We start from the raw sequence: 22,481 nt of genomic DNA, 5'->3' as shown, positions 1-22,481 counted from the left end.
ACATGCGAAATAAGGCTGTATTTATGGATAAAGACGGCACCCTCATTGTCGACGTGCCATTCAATGTTAATCCGGATCTCATTCGTCTCCAGGATCACGCTATAGAGGGTCTGAAGCGAATGAAGCAACTTGGCTACGAGCTGATCCTGATATCCAATCAATCCGGTGTTGCCCGCGGGTATTTTGAAGAATCAGCCCTCAGACAAGTGGAGCAAAAGATCAGGGAACTTTTAGCCGAACATGATTTTACGCTAGACGCATTCTACTATTGCCCGCATCACCCCCAGGGTAGTGTAGAGCGCTATGCAATAGACTGCCCTTCAAGAAAGCCACAGCCGGGAATGATCTTAAAGGCTGCTCAAGACCGTGAAATAGATCTCGCCAAATCGTGGATGATCGGTGATATCCTGCACGACATTGAGGCCGGGAACCGTGCGGGCTGTCGCACCATTTTAATTGATAATGGAAACGAAACCGAATGGATGATGAATGACTTTAACCATGCCGATTTTACCGTCAGAACGATCAATGATGCCGCAACTAAAATATAACAACATACTCTGTATTCGCCCCGATAACCTTGGCGATCTGCTGATGAGCTCTCCCGCTATCAGGGCGCTTAAAGAAACCTTCCAGGCAAAGATCACAGTATTAACCTCCTCAATGGCCGCTGGAGCTGCTCATTTGATCCCGGAAATAGACGATGTTATGGTGTGCGACTTTCCCTGGGTGAAAACCAGCACCCCGGATGAGAGTGGCTTCCTGAACCTCATTCCCCTTCTCCGGGAACGCAATTTCGATCTCGCTGTAGTATTCACGGTCTATAGTCAAAACCCTCTTCCGGCAGTAATGCTCGCCTACCTTTCAGGCATCCCCGCGAGGCTGGCCTACTGCAGGGAAAATCCCTATGAGTTACTTACGCACTGGGTGCCCGACGAGGAACCTTATACCCGCATAAAGCACCAGGTCAGGCGAGATCTCGATCTGGTTGCTGAACTAGGAGCATCTTCCGAAAATGAACTGCTCACTATCAGGGAAGACCAGTACGCTCAAAAAGAAGCGCTAAAAAAGACACATCAGGCAGGGGTTGATACAAAGCGACCCTGGCTAATATTGCATGCAGGTGTGAGCGAGCAAAAAAGAGCTTATCCCCATAACTTATGGATAGAGACTGCAAAAACCCTTATCAACAAGCTGAACTATCAGGTCCTTTTTACTGGAAGTGCCGGTGAGAAAGCGCTGACAGATCAGCTGGCAGCCGAGACCGGCAAAAGTTCTTTTTCCCTGGGCGGATGCTTCACTCTCAACGAGTTCGGCGAACTGATACGGAAGTCCCGCCTGGTAATATCTGTAAATACAGGTACCGTTCACCTTGCAGCAGCAGCAAACACCCCCGTGATTGTACTTTATGCCTTGACTAACCCTCAGCATGCTCCCTGGAAAGCCCTGGGACAAATCCTGCCGTTTAGTCCGCCCGCTAATCTCGAAAGCAAAAATGAGATAGTAAAATATGTTTGTTCGGAATTACTTCCCAGGAACAAGATCGTTTCACCTGCTGACATTATTGAAGTCACTGAACTTATTCTGAACGGAGGTGCTCAGATTATCAAAGAAATTCCCGATCAACTGATCCTCTAACCCCCCGAACGATTCGATCGGAGAATACCACTAGAAGTCCGTATCCTGACGAATAGCTTTCTTTAAAAACTTCTTCAAATAAAACTGTGCGAGACCAAAATCCGGGTTTGCTGTCCAATCAATCACATAGTGGATTTCTCTGTTCAGAGGAGCCCAACGGTCCGGTTCACCGTCCATGCTAATAACTATACTTGGAGTTTTCATAGCCGATGCTATATGCGAAACGCCGGTACAGTTCGATATCAGCAAATAGGTTTCCCTGATTAGCAGCGCTACAGCCCCCAGGCTAGTTTTACCCGCAGCAATAAGAGGCGTATACTTCATTTGTCGCCTTACGTCTTCCACGATCTCAAGCTCGTCTTTCGTACCTGTAAGCACCACATCAAGGCCCTGCTCCGCACAATAATCAGCCATTTCCGCGAAATAGGCAGTCGGCCATTGTCGCCATGATCCGCGTGATCCGGGATGAATGCACACATAAGTTCCCGGCTCCAGATCACCCAGACCTGCCGCAAGCAGGTCCTCGCCGTCCTTTGGCCTTAACGGAAATTCCAGATCCGTTCCTTTGGAAGGTATCCCAAGATATTCCATCAAAGCGATATGCCTTTCAATCTCCGAGCCGAAGTTAGGGTATGGTAAAAACAGACCGTTATCCGGATAATAATGACCATCCATATAAAAGCCGGCTGTATACTTCGCGTTAAAAAGCTCGACCATGGGATTGACTACAGAGCCATTGCCCTGCATCTGAAGGGCAAGATCGAAGTTGGCAGACTGTACAGTGCTCAGAAAAGCAGTGAAGGCCTCCGCGTCAAGCCCTTGCTCAGGCAATCCGTGGTATCCCGGAAAGTGAATAAAATCATCAAAATACTGAGGGAAGCGATCTACCAGAGAAGCCGCCCATGGCAAACCGGCGAGGGTGATTTCAGCATCGGGGTAGGCAGACCTCAATGCCCTGATCGCAGGTATCGCACACAGCATATCCCCTAACTGCAGGGCCCTGAATACAATGATCTTCTTAATATCTTCTGTTGGTTTAAACATATCTATATAAATAATACCCGATATTTCCAGGCGCCGTAGAGCTGCCAATAAACAGAAAGAAATGGGATAAGTGCTGAAGTTGCCAGCATCTCGCTGACGTGTTTTAAGGAGCGCGAGGTATTTCGAAGCCGACGGACGCTAAACTCAGCTACGAGCAGCAGCCAGCAACCAAAGCCAGCGGCTACCGAAAAGGCACTTCCTGCAAGCAGCCCATAAATTCCCGCAATAAAGAAAAGTATCATCGCATAATAATTCCATGGCGCCCGCGACCCTATCCGTTTGTCATAAAAATCAGGGAACTTCTTATACAATAAAGCGTCGTACATTCCCTTACGTTGCTCATATATGCTGACACCCCACTGCGCGGACCTGACGGGATGCACAACTATGGCGGTATCCAACTTCCGCAAAGGAATCGCCTCCCGAATCACCCGGAACTGGAAATCGCTGTCCTCCCTCCAGGCCTGAGCAAAACGTTCGTCAAAGCCGCCTGTCTGCAACAAAACAGCCCTGCTGCAGGCACAGTTCGCCGTTATAAACTCTGCTGTCTCCAAATGAGAAGTGTTAAGCTCGAAATCTGTAGGAACCTCCGGTAAAGGAACAATTACCTTACCGCTTAGTACCAATTGATCTTCGTATCTGTATGCCTCAGCAAAAGATTCAAGCCAACGGGCATCAGGAATACAATCGTCGTCAGTAAAGGCTATCAGCCTTCCCTTCGCATGTTGCCATCCTCTGTTTCTAGCCGCCGCCGGGCCTTTCCTTTCTTCAAGATGATGGAACGATACGTTCTGTCCCGAGGTTTCTTTCCAGATTTGCACGGCCTCCCGGGTTTTCATGTCCGGACCGTCGCTCACTACGATGACTTCATAGTTCGCCTCTTCGAGTGTCTGATCGGTCAACGCTTGCAGACACCTCATCAGTAACTCAGTCCGCTTATAGGTCGGAATCACAACAGAGATGTCAGGTTTCATTTCTTTTCAATTAAATATGACCCAATAATCAATGCATCGAATGGAGAAGTCCAGAAACACTCCACAGCATCCCTTGGGGATGAAACGATCGGTTTCCCCAATGTATTGAAGGAAGTATTTACCAGTATCGGCACGCCGGTCTTCCTTTTAAAGGCCTTTAGAAGCCTATAGTATTCCGGATGTTGCTCCGCATTGATCGTCTGTATCCTTGCAGTACCGTCGGTATGACGGACCGCGGGAATTTTGTCTGCCTTATCTGCCTTAACATCATAGATGAACAGCATAAACGGAGAATATTCAGCGCCTTCGAACCATTCTCCTGCATCTTCCTCCAGCACGACCGGTGCAACGGGACGGAAATCTTCCCGGTCCTTGACTTCATTGAGGCGCGACTGCATAGTTGGGCTGATTGGTGAAGCTAGGATCGAACGACTACCCAAAGCACGCGGACCAAATTCCATTCTTCCCTGATACCATCCGATGATCTTATCCTGCGCAAGTATCTCCGCGGTTTCTTCAGCGATATCGGCCATCTTCCGGTAAGGCACCTTTGCCCATTTAAGAAAATGCTCAATTTCCGCATCCGAATAACCGGGGCCCCAATACACATGGTTCATTACAAAATCTTTTTGCTGGCTGTTTCGCTCTCTCACGTCAACCCATTCCGCAGCGCCTAAGGCCGTTCCAGAATCGCCGGCTGCCGGTTGCACCCAGACATTTCTGAAGGGACCTTTATCCCGAATTCTGGCGTTTAATACGCAATTTAGGGCAACTCCACCCGCCAGGCAAAGGTTCTCTTCTTTCGTTTCACGATACAACCAATCCGTTAGTTCGAGTACGGTCTCTTCCAATACATACTGGAGTGAGTGGGCTATATTGAAATGATGAGAAGTGAATTCTTCGTGTCTTAATCGTGTCGGACCAAAGCGCTCCTCCAGACGCTCGTTCTGTATGATATACTGTCCTCCATCACTTATACTGATCATTTCCCTGAAGTCCTTTACAAATTCAGGCTTCCCATAAGAGGCAAGTGCCATCACTTTGTACTCGTCGGATGAATGTAAGAAGCCCAGATAAGTAGTAAGCCGCTCATAAAGAAGGCCAAGGGAGTGCGGCATCTTCACCTCGCCAATGCGATGTATACGATTGCCGGCACCTATATTATAGGTTGTAGTCGCAAGCTCTCCTCTGCCATCGAGTGTCATGACCGCAGCATTGGTAAATGGCGAAGGCAGAAAGGCACTTGCAGCATGCGACACGTGATGCTCCACAAAATGCCACTTAAAATCATTTAATGTCGTCCCTTTAAACCTTTTCTGCAGATGATGCGGATAACCATCTATCAGCTGGGAGGGTGCATTCAAAATCGACGTGATAAGCAAGGGATCCCATGGATTCAGCCAATCAGAATGATATTGCACCGCCGGATCAAAAGGAATTTCTATAGTAGGTTTTTTTGCATAGTGTTCAGGTACCAATAGATTTGGATCAAAGGAGTAAGCAATATGGTCGACCTCACTCAAATGAATATCTGCTACCTTCAAACAGTAATCAATGGCATGGAAAGGAAGTTCCCAGGTTGAAAACGGCACCGGTCTCTTACCATGTTTAATATGTGTGAAACGCTCATCTTCTGCCGCAGCCAACAACTGGCCATCTTTGATAATGCAGGCCGCGGAGTCGTGAAATACGGCGTTAATACCTAATACATACATAGATTTATAAAAGCAAAGCGTTGGTTTGATGCACGAATGCAAGGAGGATGATAAGGCTTAAACAAGCCGGAGCCTGTCAATGACTAACAGGCTCTGGCTAATTACAATTAGTCGTGTCCTTCAGTCTTTACAATCTTGTTGTAAATTCCCAATAAGAGAAAAGGCGCAGCCCATTGGCCTACAAATAATGCTGTATGCTTCTTGTTCAAGCATTTTAGTGTCAGGGATACTCCCATAGAAGCAAGGGCAGCCCACAAAAACACGTCTGACGGAATCTTCGCTGTCTGTTCCTCGATTACCCTAGCTACGGGTCCTTCTTTGTGTGTTGGATTTACGTTTTCTAACATGGCATGTTTTATTTAGATGTAAAGAACTAACAGTAGATCAGACCTTTTGTTGAAATTTTATTTACTTTCCTGTTTCGCTATGCGGAGCATCTACAGGCTTCGACTCCGGGGAACCCTTCTGCCGCAGATATATGGTAAATATCACGATCGACGCCACAGATAAAAACTCACTCTGCCAGTTCTGAAAGGTCTCGAACCAAAAAACAGGTTCCGAGAGATACGAAATCATGTCAATTTTTTCCCTGCCATCCAGGGCTTGTTCAACATTGAATTCCTGCCAGCTACCATAAAAGTGTAAAGCCCAGCTTACAAAAAACAAAGCAGAGAAAGTGATCGATAATGAATTACTGTAAAGCTTTAATATCCAGCCTCCTCTTCTTACGGGCCAGGGGGCATCAGCAGATGGCATGGGTTCCCTGTCGACCTCTTCCTTTCCTTCTAGCCGCTTTGACTCTGCAGAGCCCTGCTGCCGCAAACCTACTGTCAGGACAACGTAGAGCGCCATCTGCAGAAACTCACTTTGAAAGTTTTCAAAGGTTGCCGAAAAAAAGTGCCCCGATCTGACGTACGCGGATAGCAAGATCGTCCTGGCACCCGCGTTCGCGAGATCTTCGTTGTGCTGGTTCCAGCCTGTCCAGATCTGTGCTAGCCAGGTAACAACAAACAACGACAGGAAAACTATCGATAAGCTGTTCCTGTATAGGAAAGTGGTTTGTTCCATAGCAAACTTCTATTGCAGCAAGTACCTAAAAGATATAATCGGGGTTCTCCCGGGAGAACTTAAGAACGCTAATTCCTAAAGGAGGTACCGAGATAGATAGTGAATGCGTAAACCCACTTACTGACACCGGAAACGCTTCCAGCTCACCCTCATTAAGCACATCACTGCCCCCATATTTCAGATTGTCTGAATTCAATATCTCTTCATAAAATCCAGGAACATGCACCCCCAGCCTATAATTATGACGCACCTCCGGAGTGAAATTGGCAACAAACAAAAGCTCATCACCAGCCCTCTCCCCTTTTCGTATCCAGCTCAGAATGCTGCGGTCTGCATCACAACAGTCGATCCAGCAAAAACCGTCCGAACTAAAATCCAACTGATGCATCGCCGGGGTTTTATACAGTTCGTTAAGATCTTTAAGCAAAAGCTGGATCCCCCTATTCAGGGGTTGATGATTTTCATGCCAGTCCAGGCTGTAATCATGCTGCCACTCATGCGCCTGCGCGAACTCGCCTCCCATGAAGATCAGCTTCGCGCCCGGATGTCCGTACATATAAGCATATAACAGCCGGAGATTAGCCGCCTTCTGCCAGGCATCCCCTGGCATCTTATTGATCAACGAAGCTTTACCATGAACTACCTCATCGTGAGACAGGGGTAAACAAAACTTTTCAGAAAAGGCATACACCAGGCTAAAAGTCAGCTGGCCATGATGGTATCGGCGATAAACCGGCTCCTTCTGAAAATAATTCAAAGAATCGTGCATCCAGCCCATCATCCACTTCATGTCGAAACCCAAACCGCCTTGCTGTACCGGCTGAGTCACCCCCGGCCAGGAGGTAGACTCTTCAGCAATGGTAAGCACGTCAGGAAAGAAACTATGCACAGCCTCATTAAACTCCTGAAGGAAACTAATCGCCTCCAGGTTCTCTCTTCCCCCGTAAATATTGGGTATCCATTCCCCCTCATTCCTGGAATAGTCAAGATACAGCATAGAGGCCACAGCATCCACACGCAGTCCGTCAATATGAAACTTATCCAGCCAGTAGAAGGCGTTGGATATTAAAAATTCCCTTACTTCATTGCGCTCCAGATTGAATATATTACTCTTCCAATCCGGATGGAAGCCTTTTCGCGGATCAGCATATTCATACAGAGGCGTTCCGTCAAAGTACCCCAGACCGTGTTCATCCACCGGAAAGTGAGACGGTACCCAATCCAGGATTACACCGATACCCGCAAGATGCAATTGATCAACCAGATACATGAAGTCTTCCGGCGTCCCGAACCGGCTTGAGGGGGCAAAATAACCCGTAAGCTGGTATCCCCAGGAGCCAAAGAAGGGATGTTCCATCACGGGCATAAACTCGACGTGAGTGAAACCCATATATACGCAATACTCGGGAAGCTGCCCGGCAATTTCCCGGTAGGTAAGAAAGCTTCCATCCTCCCCGTTCTTTCTCCAGGAACCTATATGCAACTCATACACCGAGATTGGCTTCTTCAAAGGATTCTCCCGTTGTCTCGATTGCATCCATTCAGTATCATTCCAGCTATATTTACAATCCCAAACCACAGAAGCAGTCTGAGGTGGTGTTTCCCAATGAAAGGCATACGGATCGCCCTTTTCTACACTATAGCCGTTAGGTCCTTCTATGTAATACTTGAAATATTCGGCATGTCCCACATCAGGAATAAACACCTCCCAAATGCCTGATTCATCCCATCGCACCTGCATAGGATGATCCCCGCTGTTCCAGGAATTAAAGTTTCCTACTACTGAAACATAACGCGCATTAGGCGCCCACACAGCGAAATATGCCCCCCATCTCCCCTGATGATTCACACGGTGTGCTCCAAGCTTATTGTACAGATGGTAGTGCTTACCTGCCTTGAAGAGCGCTATATCGAAATCGGTAAACAAAGAAAATTCTTGGTTCGCGAGATTACCTGACATGTTCATTCTGATTAATTTTAGGTTGGTGAGCACGGTAACTATTCATAATTGACTTTATAGCGCGCATCGGTACCAGCACCCACTCCGGCCGGTTATTTAGTTCGTAATTCAGTTCATAAATGGCTTTTTGCAGAAGGAAGGTTTGCAATAGTATCCCCAGATCCTCTTTTTCCTTAGGAATAAACCGGGCACCTTTCACGCGCTCCAGGTAAGCCTGCATAAAGAAGCCGCTCATATAATGATACCATTGCTCGGCATAAGGAAGCAGTTTATTGATATCTTCCTCCCTGATCAGATTGTCCAGGAACAAACTTCCATAAGCGGCGTAGCGAAGTGACTCGATCATGCCCGCAACATCTCTGAGCGGTGAGTATTTCAGCCGACGTTCACTGTAGCTTTTTGCAGGTTCGCCTTCAAAGTCGAGAATGATAAAGTCCTTGCCGGTGAACAGCACCTGGCCCAGGTGGTAATCGCCGTGGATTCTGATCTTGGTCACGTCAATCTTCCTGCTGTATATCAGTTTAAGAACCGAAAGGATTTCTTCTTTCATTCCAAGCAGCTCAGAAGCCTCCTGCCTGTATTTCTCAGGCAGTTTTTTCAAGTTCTTCTGCAAGCTCTGGAAGGTTACTCTCACCAGCGATTGCAGCGACGAGAAGAGCGACCGCTGGTAATGCAGTGAATAGTCCTCGGACTTAAAGGCCTCCAGTTTTTCGCCTGACGCAAGCGAAAGGTGCATTTCAGCCGTACGAATGCCTAGCAAACGTACGTTATCAGATACAAGTCCATCTAATAACGCTTTGATATCCTCAGGAACCTCTTCGTAGACCGCCGGATTCAGTAAATTACCTTTTACTTCTTTGGTAAGGGTTCCAAGATTCTGGTTAGACAGAATATTGTCATTAAAGTCGTTTAGTCTGTCAAGCATATAAGCCCATCCATCACTGTTGCTTTGTACCATTTCCTGCATCATGGCCAAAACCATATTACCTTTTTTGAACTTCCATTCTACCGAACCGATAAAGGCAGGAATATGCTTGAATTTGGCATGTTTGGTGAGATAGTGCGTCACCTCCATATCGGCATTTATGGCCAGGTCCACCTTTCGGTAAAACTTCAGGAAATAACAATTGTCGTATGTCAGTGAGGTGTTACTTTGTTCCGCCGATAACACTCGGGGCTTTATTTTATCGTGTTCTGATACGTACTTCTTCAAATCGCGGTTGCTGCTAAAAGTAAGTTCTCCATTTTTGAGCGTAACGTCCTGATTGTTAGCCATGCGCCTGATCAGGGCATCCTGAAGATCGAAACCGTACAATGCATCGTACAAAACGGCATCTTCAGCACCTACACGAATAGCGGAAATCACCGACTGAGGACAGCTTTCCTGGATCTTGTAAGAGAACTGTCCCTTACCTAAAGTAACCGGCAGTTGGTACAAATCCGGCAGACCGTTCTGATAAGAAACTTCTATGAGCAGGAAAATCGCCGAGTTCTCCGCCAGCGGAACTGTCGCATGGTCGATGATCTCGATCCGCTCAACTCCCCGACCCTTGCCCCCGAACCAACGCATGCGCATCATATAGTCGGGCAAAACCTTCGACTCAAGAAACTCCAGGTTCTGCTGCTCTGTAAGCTCTTTCCACTTTCCAATTTGCAGCATTTCAGACGGCCTGGTATTGACTAACTCGACGCGCTCATCCTGTAAAACAAAGCATTGACAAGAATGCGGACTGAGCATAAAAACGTAAGGCTGTTCCAGCTTCACGACCGGAAAACGGTTGTGGCTAAACACTTCCATAGGCACATACCCTGCATAGTCATCGAGGTCAAGTTCGGCAGACTGGATAAAACGAGACAAGTTTGCCACCACCAGTATCTTCTGATCTTCGTAACAACGCGTGAAAGCCAGTACCTTCGAGTTTTCAGAATGGATGAACTTCATATCCCCCCGGCTCAGCGCTTTATACTTCTTTCGCATACTGATCACGCGCTTTGTCCACCATAACAGGGAGGATGTGTTGGTGCGCTGAAGCTCTACATTCACAGATGAATAGTGATATTGCGGATCCAGGATCATCGGCAGGTAAAGCTGCTGTGGATTAGCTTTGGAGAAGCCACCATTCCTGTCAGCATCCCATTGCATAGGAGTGCGCACACCGTCACGATCGCCCAGGTAAAAATTATCACCCATCCCGATCTCATCACCATAATACAGCACCGGTGTTCCTGGAAGCGTAAACAGCAGTGAATTTAGCAGCTCTATCTTGTTACGGTTATTCTCTAGCAAGGGTGCCAAACGATGCCGGATACCCAGGTTGATCCGTGCCTTTGGATCCTTAACATAGGTTTTATACATATAATCCCTTTCTTCATCCGTAACCATTTCCAGCGTGAGCTCATCGTGGTTTCTCAGAAAAATAGCCCATTGACACGTTTCCGGAATCTCGGGGGTCTGATCAAAAATATCCGTTATGGGGTAGCGGTCTTCCATCTGTACCGACATGAACATACGCGGCATTACAGGGAAGTGGTAGTTCATCTGACATTCATCGCCATCTCCGAAATAAGAGGCCGAATCCTCCGGCCACATATTCGCTTCCGCAAGCAACAGCGTACCCGGATAACGCTCATCCACGTAACTTCGCAGCTTCTTAAGAAAAACGTGGGTCTCGGGAAGATTTTCACAGTTCGTTCCGTCCCGCTCGAAAAGGTAAGGCACCGCATCTAGCCTGAAACCATCCACCCCCATTTTACACCAATAATCCATCATCTTGAACACCTCTTCCTGCACGGCCGGATTATCATAGTTTAGATCCGGCTGATGGAAGAAAAAGCGATGCCAGTAATATTGCTTTGCTACCGGATCCCATGACCAGTTGGAGGCCTCAAAATCCTGAAATATAATCCTGGCGTCTTTGTATTGGGTCGGATCGTCTGTCCACACATAATAGTCTCTGTGTGCAGAGCCTTTCGGAGCCTTACGAGCCCGCTTAAACCAGGGATGCTGGTCAGATGTATGATTGATAACCAATTCGGTTATCACTTTCAGATCACGCTTATGAGCCTCTTTCAAGAACAACTTGAACTCCTTTATCGTGCCGTAAGACGGATTAATATTATAATAATCAGCAATATCATAACCATCGTCACGGAGCGGCGATGGATAGAATGGCAGGAGCCAGATAGCGGTCACTCCGAGATCCTGAAGATAATCGAGCTTCTGCATTAGCCCCTGAAAATCTCCTATCCCGTCAGAATTGCCGTCGGCGAAAGCTTTAATGTGTAGTTCGTATATCACTGCGTCCTTGTACCAATGCAGCTTATCATCCAGTTTTGTTGTCTTGTCGGGCATGTTTTTAAGGTTAGATGTTAGGTTCGATAGTGAAGATGTGTGCAGGCATTTCAAAAGGATTCAGCTGAACATAGTTCCATTCATCCTGCCATATATAGGTACTTCCACTCAGGAGGTCTTTCAGTTTGTATGACTGACCTGGTTCTATTCCCAGCTCCCCCAGCGGCAAGCGGACGTGGGCACCCTGGAGATGATGAACGTCGAGGTTTACCACCACCGCGATCCGGTTGTTTGTATCCGGGTCATTCTTGACGTAACACAGGATCTGATCGCTGGTGGTTTCTGCAAAGGTGACATTCCAGGTAGTATGTAAAGCCTTGTTCTGTTGCCTGATTCTGTTAACCCGGACAATGATCTCTTTGATGCGGGTATATTTACTCCAATCCCAATGCTTCAGCTCGTACTTCTCATTGTTGGTATATTCTTCCTTTCCGGGATGCGGATCGTTGATGCCGAACTCATAAACCGGACCGTATATTCCATAACTGGAAGACAAGGTCGCCGCCAGTATAAGACGCATGATGTGCGCGTTTTCCCCTCCCGATGAGAGCGCCGGCGGAAGGATATCCGGAGTATTGGGCCAAAAATTCGGACGGAAGAAATAGCGCATGGGTGATCTTGTAAGCTCGTTCATGTATTCCTCAATCTCTGCCTTCGTGTTTCTCCACGTGAAATAGGTGTACGACTGGTTGAAACCAACCTTACCGAGCCGCTCCATCAGGCGCGGACGCGTAAAGGCTTCGGCGAGGAAGATGATCTCCGGATGCGCCAATCGAACCTCCCGGATCATCCATTCCCAGAACGGAAAGGCCTTGGTATGCGGATTGTCGATCCTGAAGATCGTAACACCCTTATCTATCCAGTAGTCGATAACGCTTTTCAACTCCAGCCACAGGTTCTCCCAATCTTCCGTTTCGAAATTAATCGGCAATATATCTTCGTACTTCTTAGGCGGGTTCTCCGCATATTGAACGGAACCATCAGGCCGCCATTTAAACCATTGAGGGTGCTCCTGGACGTAGGGGTGGTCGGGCGCACATTGGTAGGCGATATCCATAGCGATCTCAATGTTCTGGCCTTTCGCCTCCTGAATAAGTTCTTTGAAATCCTCCAGCGTACCCAGCTCCGGATGGATATCCTTATGTCCTCCGGTCCGGTTGCCTATCGCCCAGGGGGAACCCGGGTCTCCTTCAACAGGCGAGAGTGAATTGTTCTTCCCCTTACGGTTCTTCTCCCCAATAGGATGTATCGGCGGGAAATATAACACGTCGAATCCCATCCGGGCTACGCGCGGAAGCAGGCGCTTTACATCGCTGAATGTTCCGTGCGCATTTTCAGCCGTCGCTGCAGAACGCGGAAACAACTCATACCATGTGCTGTACGCTGCCCTCTTCCGCTCTGTTTCAATTATAAGCTCAGAAGATACAGTTATAAGATCCTTGTCTTTATACTGCCGTATCGTTTGATAGACGTCGTCCCGCAGGGCAAGCATAACCGCCTCCTCTGTATTGTCCGTTTTTTTAAGTGTCGAAATCCATGAGTTTAGAAGCTTTTTATGGCCTGATGTTGATTTACTCAGCGCCTGTGCCAGCAAATCTGCACCAATGAGAAGTTCGACTTTAAGGTCCTGACCGGCTTCGTACTTCTTTTTCAAGCCCTTTCGCCACGTAGCATAATGATCCACCCACCCCTGAACGACGAAACTGTATTTTCCGATCTTTTCAGTTTTTATCCGGTAACTCCAGCGATCATTAAAAGAAGGATCCATATCATGCTCCCGCCATTCTCCGGTATCCGGGTACTGAACGAGAACGCTAGCATCGATTTCATCATGCCCATCACTAAATACGTCAGCAGAGATTATCACAAATTCACCTTCTGCTGATTTCGCCGGGTAACGCCCCTCTTCAACCATCGGAGATACGTTACTGATGACAACCCTATTTCTACCATTCAAATCAATCATGCAATTTGTTGTTACGTTAAATCATTACAAAACAGTTTAATCTTGAGCAATGGAAAACGTCCCGAATGAAACTGAATCTTCGCAGTAACAGTTAAGAATATGTCTTCATTTAGGCGTGTTGACTACAACAACGTATTTAAATTGAATGTTTGACGTGAGTGGGAATTGTTCGGGGATTACAGGAGGTCTCAGAAGGGCGTGACCGATAATCCCAGGAGCATTACCGCTGGCCATCGGAATGGATAACTACACCTGCCTCAACAGCAAGTTAATTATTTATGAGTCAATTGCTAAGAAAACTGAAAAGTTCAATATGGCACAGTTTTAGATACAATTCTATCATCTACTCATGCTAAAATCTACTGCTATGAAACAATTTCTCGTTCCAATCTCAGCAATCGTATTCGTCGCACTCATTTCTTTGAGCGCTTCAGGAAGTCGCGTATTGGTTAGTCAATCCAATGTGGCTCTCGACACCATAGACACGATGGTCAATCCTGTCCCCACACCGGCTCCGCAACCCCTTCCAAGCGATTCGACACCGAGTCCGCAGCCGGCTCCAACTCCGTTAGACCCGAGACCGGCTGAACCGGTTCCGCAACCCAGTCCACCCGCAACTCCAAAAACCCCGGCTGATCCGAGACCGTAGCCTTAATAGCCTGATAACAGATCTGAATTAAGGTAAAATGCTGCTAGACAGCTGGTAGTTGACTTAACGTTTAGAAGAAAACAACACCCGCTTCCCTGGTTGGCAATGCACTTTACTTTCATCTTCTTTCGGCCGTTGCTTTGTGGTTATCTTCGTTGTCATTGTTATTTTCTCTTTCCTTCGTTCCTGATCCCGCAGCAGCCTGTTGCCTTCGTAACACATGTTATTAATGGACGATCCCCTTGTTTGCTGCGCCTCATTGAGTGCCATATTCACAGGACTCGCAGGGTATTCTCCCGGTTCTTCCGCGTGGAAAGCAGCAATGATAGCGCAGGGACTGAACTCCTTGCTATTCAGCAATACATAGCCCTCTTCCATCCGGGTTTCGCTATAGGCCATCAGCGATACGCTGAGCATCAGCAGCTGATCGGCTTCCGGCCGGGTTTCAAAGCGGATCTCCCGGGCTTCCAGCTTGGCCTGCCAGCGGAACTCCAGATCTTTCACTTCCAGATATTCATAGTACTCCTTCCGGAAATTAAAGCCAATCAGGCTGAAACGGAGCCTGTACTTAGTCGCTGGTTTGCTGATGCTGAGCGGCACCTTCAGGTCTTTTTTCGCATCCAATGCCCCCATGAACACGCTGAGGCGACCCTCTTCATCCCGCTCCACCCTCTGACTGACCTGCAGCACATCGCTCAGCCGGCTCTTCATATTGAAGTCCATCCCGATGAGGCTCTCCAGATCCGCATCATGCAGGTCGCGCTGACCGACGCTTCCTGTGAGGCTGCCCCGAATCCCCCGGTACACCAGCTGTGTGCTGCGGCTCACTGCCTCGCCGTCCCGGTGCACATAGGCCGGCTCGAAGGCCTGACGGATCACTGCCGCCGTGGTACTGGAAAGACCGAACTCGGTGGAGGCCCGGATGCTTGCACTGGTCTGCTCGAATTTGCGGGGTTTCCCCTGGATGATGTTCATATCGCGGTAACCGCGATATATAACGGAACCTGCTGTTCCGCGTATGATTCCTTTCTTGTCTACTTTTGCCATGACCTTATTTGATTTTTAGAACAAGGTAATCCGGCGGAAAGCAGGTGACGATTTTTTCGCCAAAATCGACAAAATTTTATGGATTTTTTAAAATAACGTACCTCAAAAGCAGTCAAGCCTCGCTTCTACGGAGCTTAGTACTTCTTTATATGGGAAGCTGGATATCAAGATAAAAAACAGTGATAAGTCCGACTTCGAGCTTCTCAGGTCGGACTTATCGCGGTACGATGAGTGCTGATTATCGGCTGCATATAACAGCGACTTTATAGGACCCGGAGAAGTGCTGTACCGAAGACTGACGACAGCACTCTATTAAAACGAAAAAGAGGCCAATCATTTCTTCAATGATGTAGCCTCTTTTTCGTTTTATAGAACCAGAACAAACGCTAGTTATATCCTGGATTTTGTCCGAACTCTGCTCCGTTCAGCAGTGTATTCAGCTCCTCTTGTCTGATTGGACGCAGGATATGGAAATTTTGGACCTGTGTGATATCCGGATTTTTAGCTTTGATATAAGCTGCAAACGCTGACCCATCAGTGCCGCTTCCAAGCATACGCTTTAAATCGAACCATCTGAGGTGTTCGCCACTCAACTCGCGAGCCCTTTCATCAAGGATAAACTCTTTGTTTATCTGTGATGCCGTTACCAGCATCTGACTGGTCATATCTGTCGGTGTTTTCTGTGCGGCACGTCTGCGAAGTACATTTATCATGTCTGCTGCCTCAGCGTTGCGACCCAACTGCATCTCAGCTTCAGCTGAAATTAAATACATTTCAGCCAAACGCATCACAATAACATCCTTGTAGCCGGGCTGCGCATTCGCATCTGTCCGGTCTGGGTCCATAAACTTCTTCATGTTTACATAAAACCTGCCATTTACGATTGTACCGTTTGCATTGTAAATGTCATTTCTATCGTATACAACATAAGGCTTCTGAGACTTGTTGGCGATCACGCTCTTCGTAGCGACCATGGCAGTATCGCCTATATTGATCTTTTTGCCAACCAGGCTTGGATCTTTTCCGTAAGTAGCCACATCGTTCGCTGTCCAGGTGTACGCTGTATTAGCAATCCACACTTCCTGGAATGTTGCGTTGTACCGCGCATCTTTGCTTGCGTCGAATAAATCTAACAGGTGCAAAGAAGACATTAAACGGCGGCTGCTTTCGTAACCGTTTGCAAGATCTCTCACCAGACCAGGTCTGCCGTTGTATGGCGCCTGAAATACCTGATAAAGACGGTTACCGTTGTTGTCATAATTCAGTCCGAAGTCGGTTGCATTGCTGATAATATAAAGCGCTTCCTTATTGTTTTTATTATTAGAAGGCTTCCAAAGGTCAGCGTAGCTGGACCATAAATCCACCCCAAATTCACCCTTTCTGCTAATTACTTCATTTGCTACATCACGCGCTTTGGTGAAGTACTGCTCGCGTTCTGCACCCTGAGCGTAGTAAGCTCTGGACAGGTACGCACGAGCCAGAAAGCCTAAGGCAGACTTTTTACTTGCACGGCTATACTCATTTCCCCATGCCTGTTGCAGCGGAAGGTTCTCAGCCGCAAACTGAAGATCAGATATAATAAGATCATAGAATTCTTCAACAGAACTACGGGTTGCTGTTAAAGACTCTTTGGGATCTGTAGTTTCTACCGTTTTCAACATCACTCCTCCCCAGGTTTCCACAACATGCCAATAATAGAAGGCACGCATAAATCTTAGCTCGGCGAGACGTTTGTTTTTTTCAGCCTCATTGGTAAATCCGGCCTGATCAATGCGGTTTATACCTGCATTACATTGGTTGATACCTTTCCAAAGACGTGTCCAGGCAGCTCTGTTTGGGTTACCGGTAGACGGACCCAGTCCGGAATAATAGGTAAGTTGATTGGCGTAGCTATCCTTATCTCTGTTATACCAAAGATCCGAACCGGCTTCCGACATAAAAATTCCGTCTTCTTTACCATACCAGGCGCGCTGCTCGGCATAGGCCGAATTAACAACAGTAACAAACCCTTCAGGAGTTGACCATACCGCTTCAGCCGTAGCTCCGGATGGATTATATTCTTCAAGATCGTTGCAGGAAAATAGTGTTACACTTACCAGCCCCGCTATCGCTATATTTCTCAGTTTCATATCTATCTTATAAATCTAGGTTAATACCAAAAACAAACTGTCTTCCCAGAGGATTGGATTCACTTCCGCCTCTTTCAGGATCATAATCTTTCACCATGTCACTCTTCGCTATAGTTAATACGTTAGAAGCTGTAGCATATACGCGTAGCTTATTCAGCATTAACCTTTTAGCTACGTTTGCTGGAAACGTGTAACCGAGAGTGACATTTCTCAATTTGAAATAAGACCCATCGATGAATGTAAGACTTTGGTAGCCTGCATAGTTGCTAAGAGTCGAACCTTTTTTCGGACGTGGGAAATCGTTTGTTGGATTTTCAGGTGTCCAGTAGTCGATAATGTCCGGTCCGTTTGCTGTTCCGGCAGGATTAAAGCGACCCAGGAATTGTGCGTCCATCATTTGGCCATATCTGGCAACCGCAAACACATTCAAATCAAAAGCTTTATAGCTGAACGTATTCTGTAAACCAGCAACCCATTTTGGCACGGTTGATCCGATGTACTCGCGGTCAGCATCAGCCGTGATTACTCCGTCTCCATTCAAATCAGCCAGTTTAATATCTCCAGGCTGGAAAGCGACATTATTGAACTTAAGCTTAGCAGCTTCTTCAGCTTCATCTGTTTGCCAGATGCCTAACTTCCTGTATGTGTAGAAAGATTTGATCGGTCTTCCTAATAAAAGTGAATTACGCTCAGGATCCCTCGCATCGATGATATCCTTACCGTCGATTAACTTGGAAATCTCTTCCTTGTTTTTGGAGAAGGTCAATGTCGAAGACCACCGGAAGTCGTTGGTTTTCACGTTTTGAGACGTAATCCCTAACTCAATACCTTTATTCATGGTTTCTCCGATATTTTCGTACACATCGGTAACTCCTGATGATAGAGGAAGTGTGCGCAGAAGTAGAATGTCAGACGTTACGGTTTTGTAGTAGTCAGCTGTTACTGAAACCCTACCATTCCATAAGCCCAGATCAAATCCTATATCTGTCGTTGCCGACTTCTCCCAACCTAAAGTGGTATTCCCTGCGGTCGCAGCAAAAGTATATATTGGAGCTCCTACGTTTCCAAAGCTCATTCGTGTACTTGGATCTACCACACTCTGCGTTCCATAAGGTTCAATAGAGTAATTTCCGGATACACCATAGCTTGCACGCAACTTCAAATTAGTGATAGCACGGACATCTTTCAAGAATGCTTCGTCACTGATATTCCAGCCCAAGGCTACAGAAGGGAAAAAATCCCATTGATTACCTTTAGTCAATCGTGAAGATCCGTCATAACGACCGGAAGCCGCTAACAAATATTTCCCTTTGTAACTGTAGTTTAACCTACCGGCGTAAGCCATATTCTTGCTACCGGTAAAAGGCGACCTGATGTTTCTTACAACGGATGTTGATGTTGAGTTCAGACCATAAAACAACTGAGAAGCCAATAACTGGCCAACACCATCTGCATAAGTGTATTCGGTATCATCCTGGATGTAACTGGTTATACCCGTTAAAGTAAAAGAATGATCGTTTACTTCCTTTGCATAAGTCACAATATTATCCCAGTTCAGGTAACGGCTTAAGCCAGTCTGTGATGATGCGAACGAGGTTCTGATATCAGCACGTTGAAGTGATTGAGCGTCATTATAAACTCCTATACGGGAAGAGGTAATATTGGTTCCCAGGTTCGTACGCAATGACAGACCCTTTATCGGAGTTAACTCCAAAAATCCATTGATCATGGTGTTCATCCGCAGCGTATTGTTACGTGCAATATGTTCGTTCTTTTCGTCTGCCAATGGGCTTATACGCGTTTGGTCGGAAATAATAGGGAAAGTAACTACATTTCCATTCTCATCAAAGGGAACACCAAGCGGACTGGTAGTCAGCGCACGGCCCATTGGGTCAACACGATTGTTCGTTTTGGAATAGGTAGCTTGTGTTAAGAAACCGGCTTTAGCCCAGTCGTTGATCTTCTGATCAATATTAAACCTGCCGCTATAACGGATATAATTGTCGTTCTTCAGCATTCCGTCTTCCTGGAAAATACTTCCCGAAGCAAAAACCTTGGTCTTATCCGTTCCTCCGTTAAGAGAAAGTGCGTGGCTTTGCTGATTACCTGTTTGCATAAGCAAATCGGTCCAGTTTACCCATTGACCTGCCTGAACAGCATCCCACTCTCCATTTTGCTCAGAAAAGATAAATGCATCGTCAGCCGGGCTGCTCCACTCTCCTGTGGTTCTGTAAGCTTCTCTCCTGAGCTTGATATAATCATCCTGAGTTCTGGCATTGGGGTACATATAGTTATTTACACCGTAGTAGCCATCGTAAGCTACTTTAGTTTTGCCCTCAACTCCTTTTTTGGTAGTAACGATGATAACACCATTTGCTCCCTGCGCTCCGTAAATCGCGGTTGAAGACGCATCCTTCAACACTTCGATCGATTCAATATCATTGGGGTTCAGATCAGAAATATTACCTCCCTGGTATCCATCAATAATCGTTAAGGGATTATTATTGGCACCTTTAATTGTTCTGGTACCACGGATAACGATATTGGTACCGCCACCTGCTGCTCCGGAACTCCGGGTAATGTCGGCTCCTGCAATTTTTCCCTGAATAGCTTCAGCTGCATTGTGAGTAGGAACGCGGGTGATATCTTCGGACTTAACTGAAGCCACAGAACCGGTCAAATCTCTCTTTTTAATCGTTCCGTAACCGATAACAACAACTTCGTCGAGCACAGAGTCATCACTATCAAGAGTGATCGTAATGTTCTTTTGTCCGCTGTTTACAACAACTTCCTTGGTTTTAAAACCGATGTATTTCACGACAAGAGTTGCAGATGCTCCGTCTGCGACGTTTATTGTGAATTTACCGTTGATATCTGTCGAAGCACCCTGAGTAGTACCTTTTATCAAGACGGAGGCACCCGGTAATGGCTCACCATCAGCGGCTATAACGGTTCCTGTCACAGGTGCTGCTGATAAAGACCTCAATTCGGTAGAAATAAATGAACGATCTACTGCACTTGCCTGAGTCGCCCCCGCGAACATCAGTACAGTGACCATCTTCAACGTCTTGAAGACGTTCCGACAAGTAAACCTGCCAGATACTACACTTTCGAATAAATAAATCATAAATGTGGTTAATATAGTACAACAAAGCCCACAAACCCCTGAATGCATATTGGTCTCTGCATTAGCAAAATGGTCAAAGTGCTATCTAATGAGATTGAAGGTATTATAATAGAGCAAAGATACAATGCTCTTAATAAATCCCATTGTAGGATCTATCCATAAGTATGTATCATTTTAGCTAAAAAACAAGGCAGATAGAAGAACTCCATCTGCCTTTTGCTGTGATTATTTGGAAGCCTGCACTTCCACGCTCATCCTATCAAAAACGACGTTACTGGAGGCGTCAATCCTGATTTCTGAGTCTTTAGCATTCACGCTAGTATTTTTTATGAGAATATTCTTAGCGTCATTGATGGTAATCAGCTTGTCTGAATTCACCGATATATTTTCGAGGGTTACGTTGCTTAGCGGCGATTCAGGAATACTATTGATCTTGATGAACTGAGAGGACCTTTCTACGATGATATCCTTGATTGAAATATTTCTGAATGCAGGAGTAAGCTCATTTACCTCCCTCAGGGGGAACCTGCTGGCCAGTTCTCCCATATGCATGGCGTTCCCGAGCATGTCCCAGTTGAAAGCAGTATGCTCGAGATTCATTCTTATTCGTTCATAGAATATATTTTCACCTCCGCCCCCACGATTTCGGCGTGTCTTAAACCGTATACCGACGCCGGTCTCGTCAAATACACAATCATGTACATACAGATTTCGTATCATTCCTGCGGTTTCGCTGCCGCAGGTTATTCCCCCATGTCCTTTTTGAGCCAGACTATATCGTATCACTACATTTTCTGTAGGCTTGTTAACACGAAGGCCGTCTTTACTTCTACCAGCCTTAATAGTAAAACAGTCGTCTCCGGAGGCCAGAGTACAGTACTCGATCAGCACGTTTCTGGAAGATTCTACGTCAATTCCGTCCCCTCTCGGAATACCTACCGAATTAACGATGACCCCACGAATGACCACCCCATCACAGTAGACAGGTACGATATTCCAGAACGCCGTATTTTCGAGAGAAACTCCTTCAATAAATACATCTTTACAATTGATTGGAGAGATAAACATCGGAAGAAAAATAAATTCTCCATTGTAACCTTCGTATACTCGTTCGGATACCGGCTTATCCCAGGGAACTACATTTTCGATCACATCAACTTCCATCACTTGCTTTCTTACGGAGCCTTGTCCCGGACCTACGAGTTTTCCTTTACCGGTAACGGCGATATTAGTCTGCCCGTTAGCATAAATGCAGGCCCCTAAGGACATCAGTTCAATTCCCTCGTTACGTGTAAAGACAGCAGGTCGGTAATCTTCGATCTCTGAACTAAAATGCAGCTCTGCGCCCTCCTCCAGGTGAAGGTTGACATTACTCTTCAAAGATATCCTTCCGGTTTTCCAAATTCCTTTAGGGACGATGGCCACACCGCCGCCTTTCTTATTAAGCTGGTCAATGGCAGACTGAATGGCCTTGGTCGACATCTTATTACGTTTTGCACCTGTACGGGTGATAGATAAAGTACGCGACGGAAAAACCGGCCTTTGGAATTGCCGCATCGGGAAAGGTGCCGTTACAGGGGCGATTTCGTGAGGCATATTTAACGCGCCGACCTGCGACTTATAAGGTATTGATGTTAACCTTTCCGGAATTGCTTGCGCAAAGGCGAAACAGCTGAACGCCGTTAGTAGAACTAAAAAAAAGTAACGCTTCATTAATAATCTTGTGTGGTTCGCTCCAAAAGTACCCATTCAATATAACATTCATCAAATGATTTGATGAATGTTACTTTCCCGGGAACTAAACAAGAAGAG

Annotated in this window: 15 protein-coding genes; 3 read left to right on the top strand and 12 right to left on the bottom strand. The window is 46.6% G+C overall.

The genetic code is table 11. The features are described 5' to 3' along the window. The first annotated feature begins 2 nt into the window (after positions 1–2). Both B0I27_RS04725 and B0I27_RS04720 read left to right on the top strand, forming a co-directional pair. Positions 3–551, top strand: a complete 549-nt coding sequence (locus B0I27_RS04725) for a D-glycero-alpha-D-manno-heptose-1,7-bisphosphate 7-phosphatase (protein ID WP_106291939.1) — start codon at positions 3–5, stop codon at positions 549–551. Beyond that, positions 529–1,638, top strand: a complete 1,110-nt coding sequence (locus B0I27_RS04720; RefSeq protein WP_106291937.1) for a glycosyltransferase family 9 protein — start codon at positions 529–531, stop codon at positions 1,636–1,638. Before B0I27_RS04725 ends, B0I27_RS04720 begins: the two co-directional genes overlap by 23 nt. A gap of 30 nt (positions 1,639–1,668) precedes the next feature. Here B0I27_RS04720 and B0I27_RS04715 read toward each other — a convergent pair whose 3' ends face one another. The 8 genes from B0I27_RS04715 to B0I27_RS04680 all read right to left on the bottom strand — a co-directional run bounded on the left by B0I27_RS04715 (position 1,669) and on the right by B0I27_RS04680 (position 13,717). Beyond that, complete coding sequence (locus B0I27_RS04715; RefSeq protein WP_106291935.1) at positions 1,669–2,682, bottom strand: glycosyltransferase family 9 protein; 1,014 nt, start codon at positions 2,680–2,682, stop codon at positions 1,669–1,671. 2 nt (positions 2,683–2,684) lie between these two features. Further along, a complete protein-coding gene (locus B0I27_RS04710; RefSeq protein WP_106291933.1) occupies positions 2,685–3,656 on the bottom strand; it encodes a glycosyltransferase family 2 protein in 972 nt (323 codons plus the stop codon). After that, the gene (locus B0I27_RS04705; RefSeq protein WP_106291931.1) at positions 3,653–5,371 is read right to left on the bottom strand and encodes a carbamoyltransferase family protein; all 1,719 of its coding nucleotides are present in this window, start codon (positions 5,369–5,371) and stop codon (positions 3,653–3,655) included. Before B0I27_RS04705 ends, B0I27_RS04710 begins: the two co-directional genes overlap by 4 nt. Before the next feature lie 107 nt (positions 5,372–5,478). Further along, positions 5,479–5,718: a hypothetical protein gene (locus B0I27_RS04700; RefSeq protein WP_106291929.1), complete on the bottom strand. Its 240-nt coding sequence runs from the start codon at positions 5,716–5,718 to the stop codon at positions 5,479–5,481. A gap of 61 nt (positions 5,719–5,779) precedes the next feature. Continuing rightward, a complete protein-coding gene (locus B0I27_RS04695) occupies positions 5,780–6,439 on the bottom strand; it encodes a DUF6766 family protein (protein WP_106291927.1) in 660 nt (219 codons plus the stop codon). Positions 6,440–6,464: 25 nt separating this feature from the next. Then, a complete protein-coding gene (glgB, locus tag B0I27_RS04690; RefSeq protein WP_342751869.1) occupies positions 6,465–8,399 on the bottom strand; it encodes a 1,4-alpha-glucan branching protein GlgB in 1,935 nt (644 codons plus the stop codon). Next, positions 8,389–11,751 (bottom strand): maltose alpha-D-glucosyltransferase, encoded by a 3,363-nt coding sequence (gene treS / locus B0I27_RS04685; protein WP_106291923.1) that lies wholly within the window; start codon positions 11,749–11,751, stop codon positions 8,389–8,391. Before treS ends, glgB begins: the two co-directional genes overlap by 11 nt. 10 nt (positions 11,752–11,761) lie before the next feature. After that, a complete protein-coding gene (locus B0I27_RS04680) occupies positions 11,762–13,717 on the bottom strand; it encodes an alpha-1,4-glucan--maltose-1-phosphate maltosyltransferase (RefSeq protein WP_106291921.1) in 1,956 nt (651 codons plus the stop codon). 367 nt (positions 13,718–14,084) lie between these two features. Between B0I27_RS04680 and B0I27_RS17790 the strand changes: the two genes are divergently transcribed. Further along, positions 14,085–14,366 carry a hypothetical protein gene (locus tag B0I27_RS17790; RefSeq protein WP_146133085.1) on the top strand — a complete coding sequence of 94 codons (282 nt, stop codon included), beginning with the start codon at positions 14,085–14,087 and terminating at the stop codon, positions 14,364–14,366. Between the two features lie 63 nt (positions 14,367–14,429). Here the strand turns inward: B0I27_RS17790 and B0I27_RS04675 are convergent, their stop codons facing one another. From B0I27_RS04675 to B0I27_RS04660, 4 genes are all read right to left on the bottom strand, one after another. Next, the gene (locus B0I27_RS04675) at positions 14,430–15,413 is read right to left on the bottom strand and encodes a hypothetical protein (protein ID WP_106291919.1); all 984 of its coding nucleotides are present in this window, start codon (positions 15,411–15,413) and stop codon (positions 14,430–14,432) included. Between the two features lie 386 nt (positions 15,414–15,799). Further along, entirely contained in the window at positions 15,800–17,542 is a 1,743-nt protein-coding gene (locus B0I27_RS04670; RefSeq protein ID WP_106291917.1) for a RagB/SusD family nutrient uptake outer membrane protein, read from the bottom strand. A gap of 7 nt (positions 17,543–17,549) precedes the next feature. Continuing rightward, a complete protein-coding gene (locus tag B0I27_RS04665; RefSeq protein ID WP_219904986.1) occupies positions 17,550–20,669 on the bottom strand; it encodes a SusC/RagA family TonB-linked outer membrane protein in 3,120 nt (1,039 codons plus the stop codon). A 225-nt stretch (positions 20,670–20,894) separates the two neighbouring features. After that, positions 20,895–22,265 (bottom strand): glycoside hydrolase family 28 protein, encoded by a 1,371-nt coding sequence (locus tag B0I27_RS04660; RefSeq protein ID WP_245925432.1) that lies wholly within the window; start codon positions 22,263–22,265, stop codon positions 20,895–20,897. Positions 22,266–22,481: the final 216 nt, after the last annotated feature.

Origin of the sequence: Arcticibacter pallidicorallinus (assembly GCF_003002875.1) — a bacterium.
GTDB classification, from domain to species: Bacteria; Bacteroidota; Bacteroidia; order Sphingobacteriales; family Sphingobacteriaceae; genus Arcticibacter; species Arcticibacter pallidicorallinus.
Note: the sequence above shows the minus strand (reverse complement) of the source record. Positions and strands in the feature narration are given on the sequence as shown.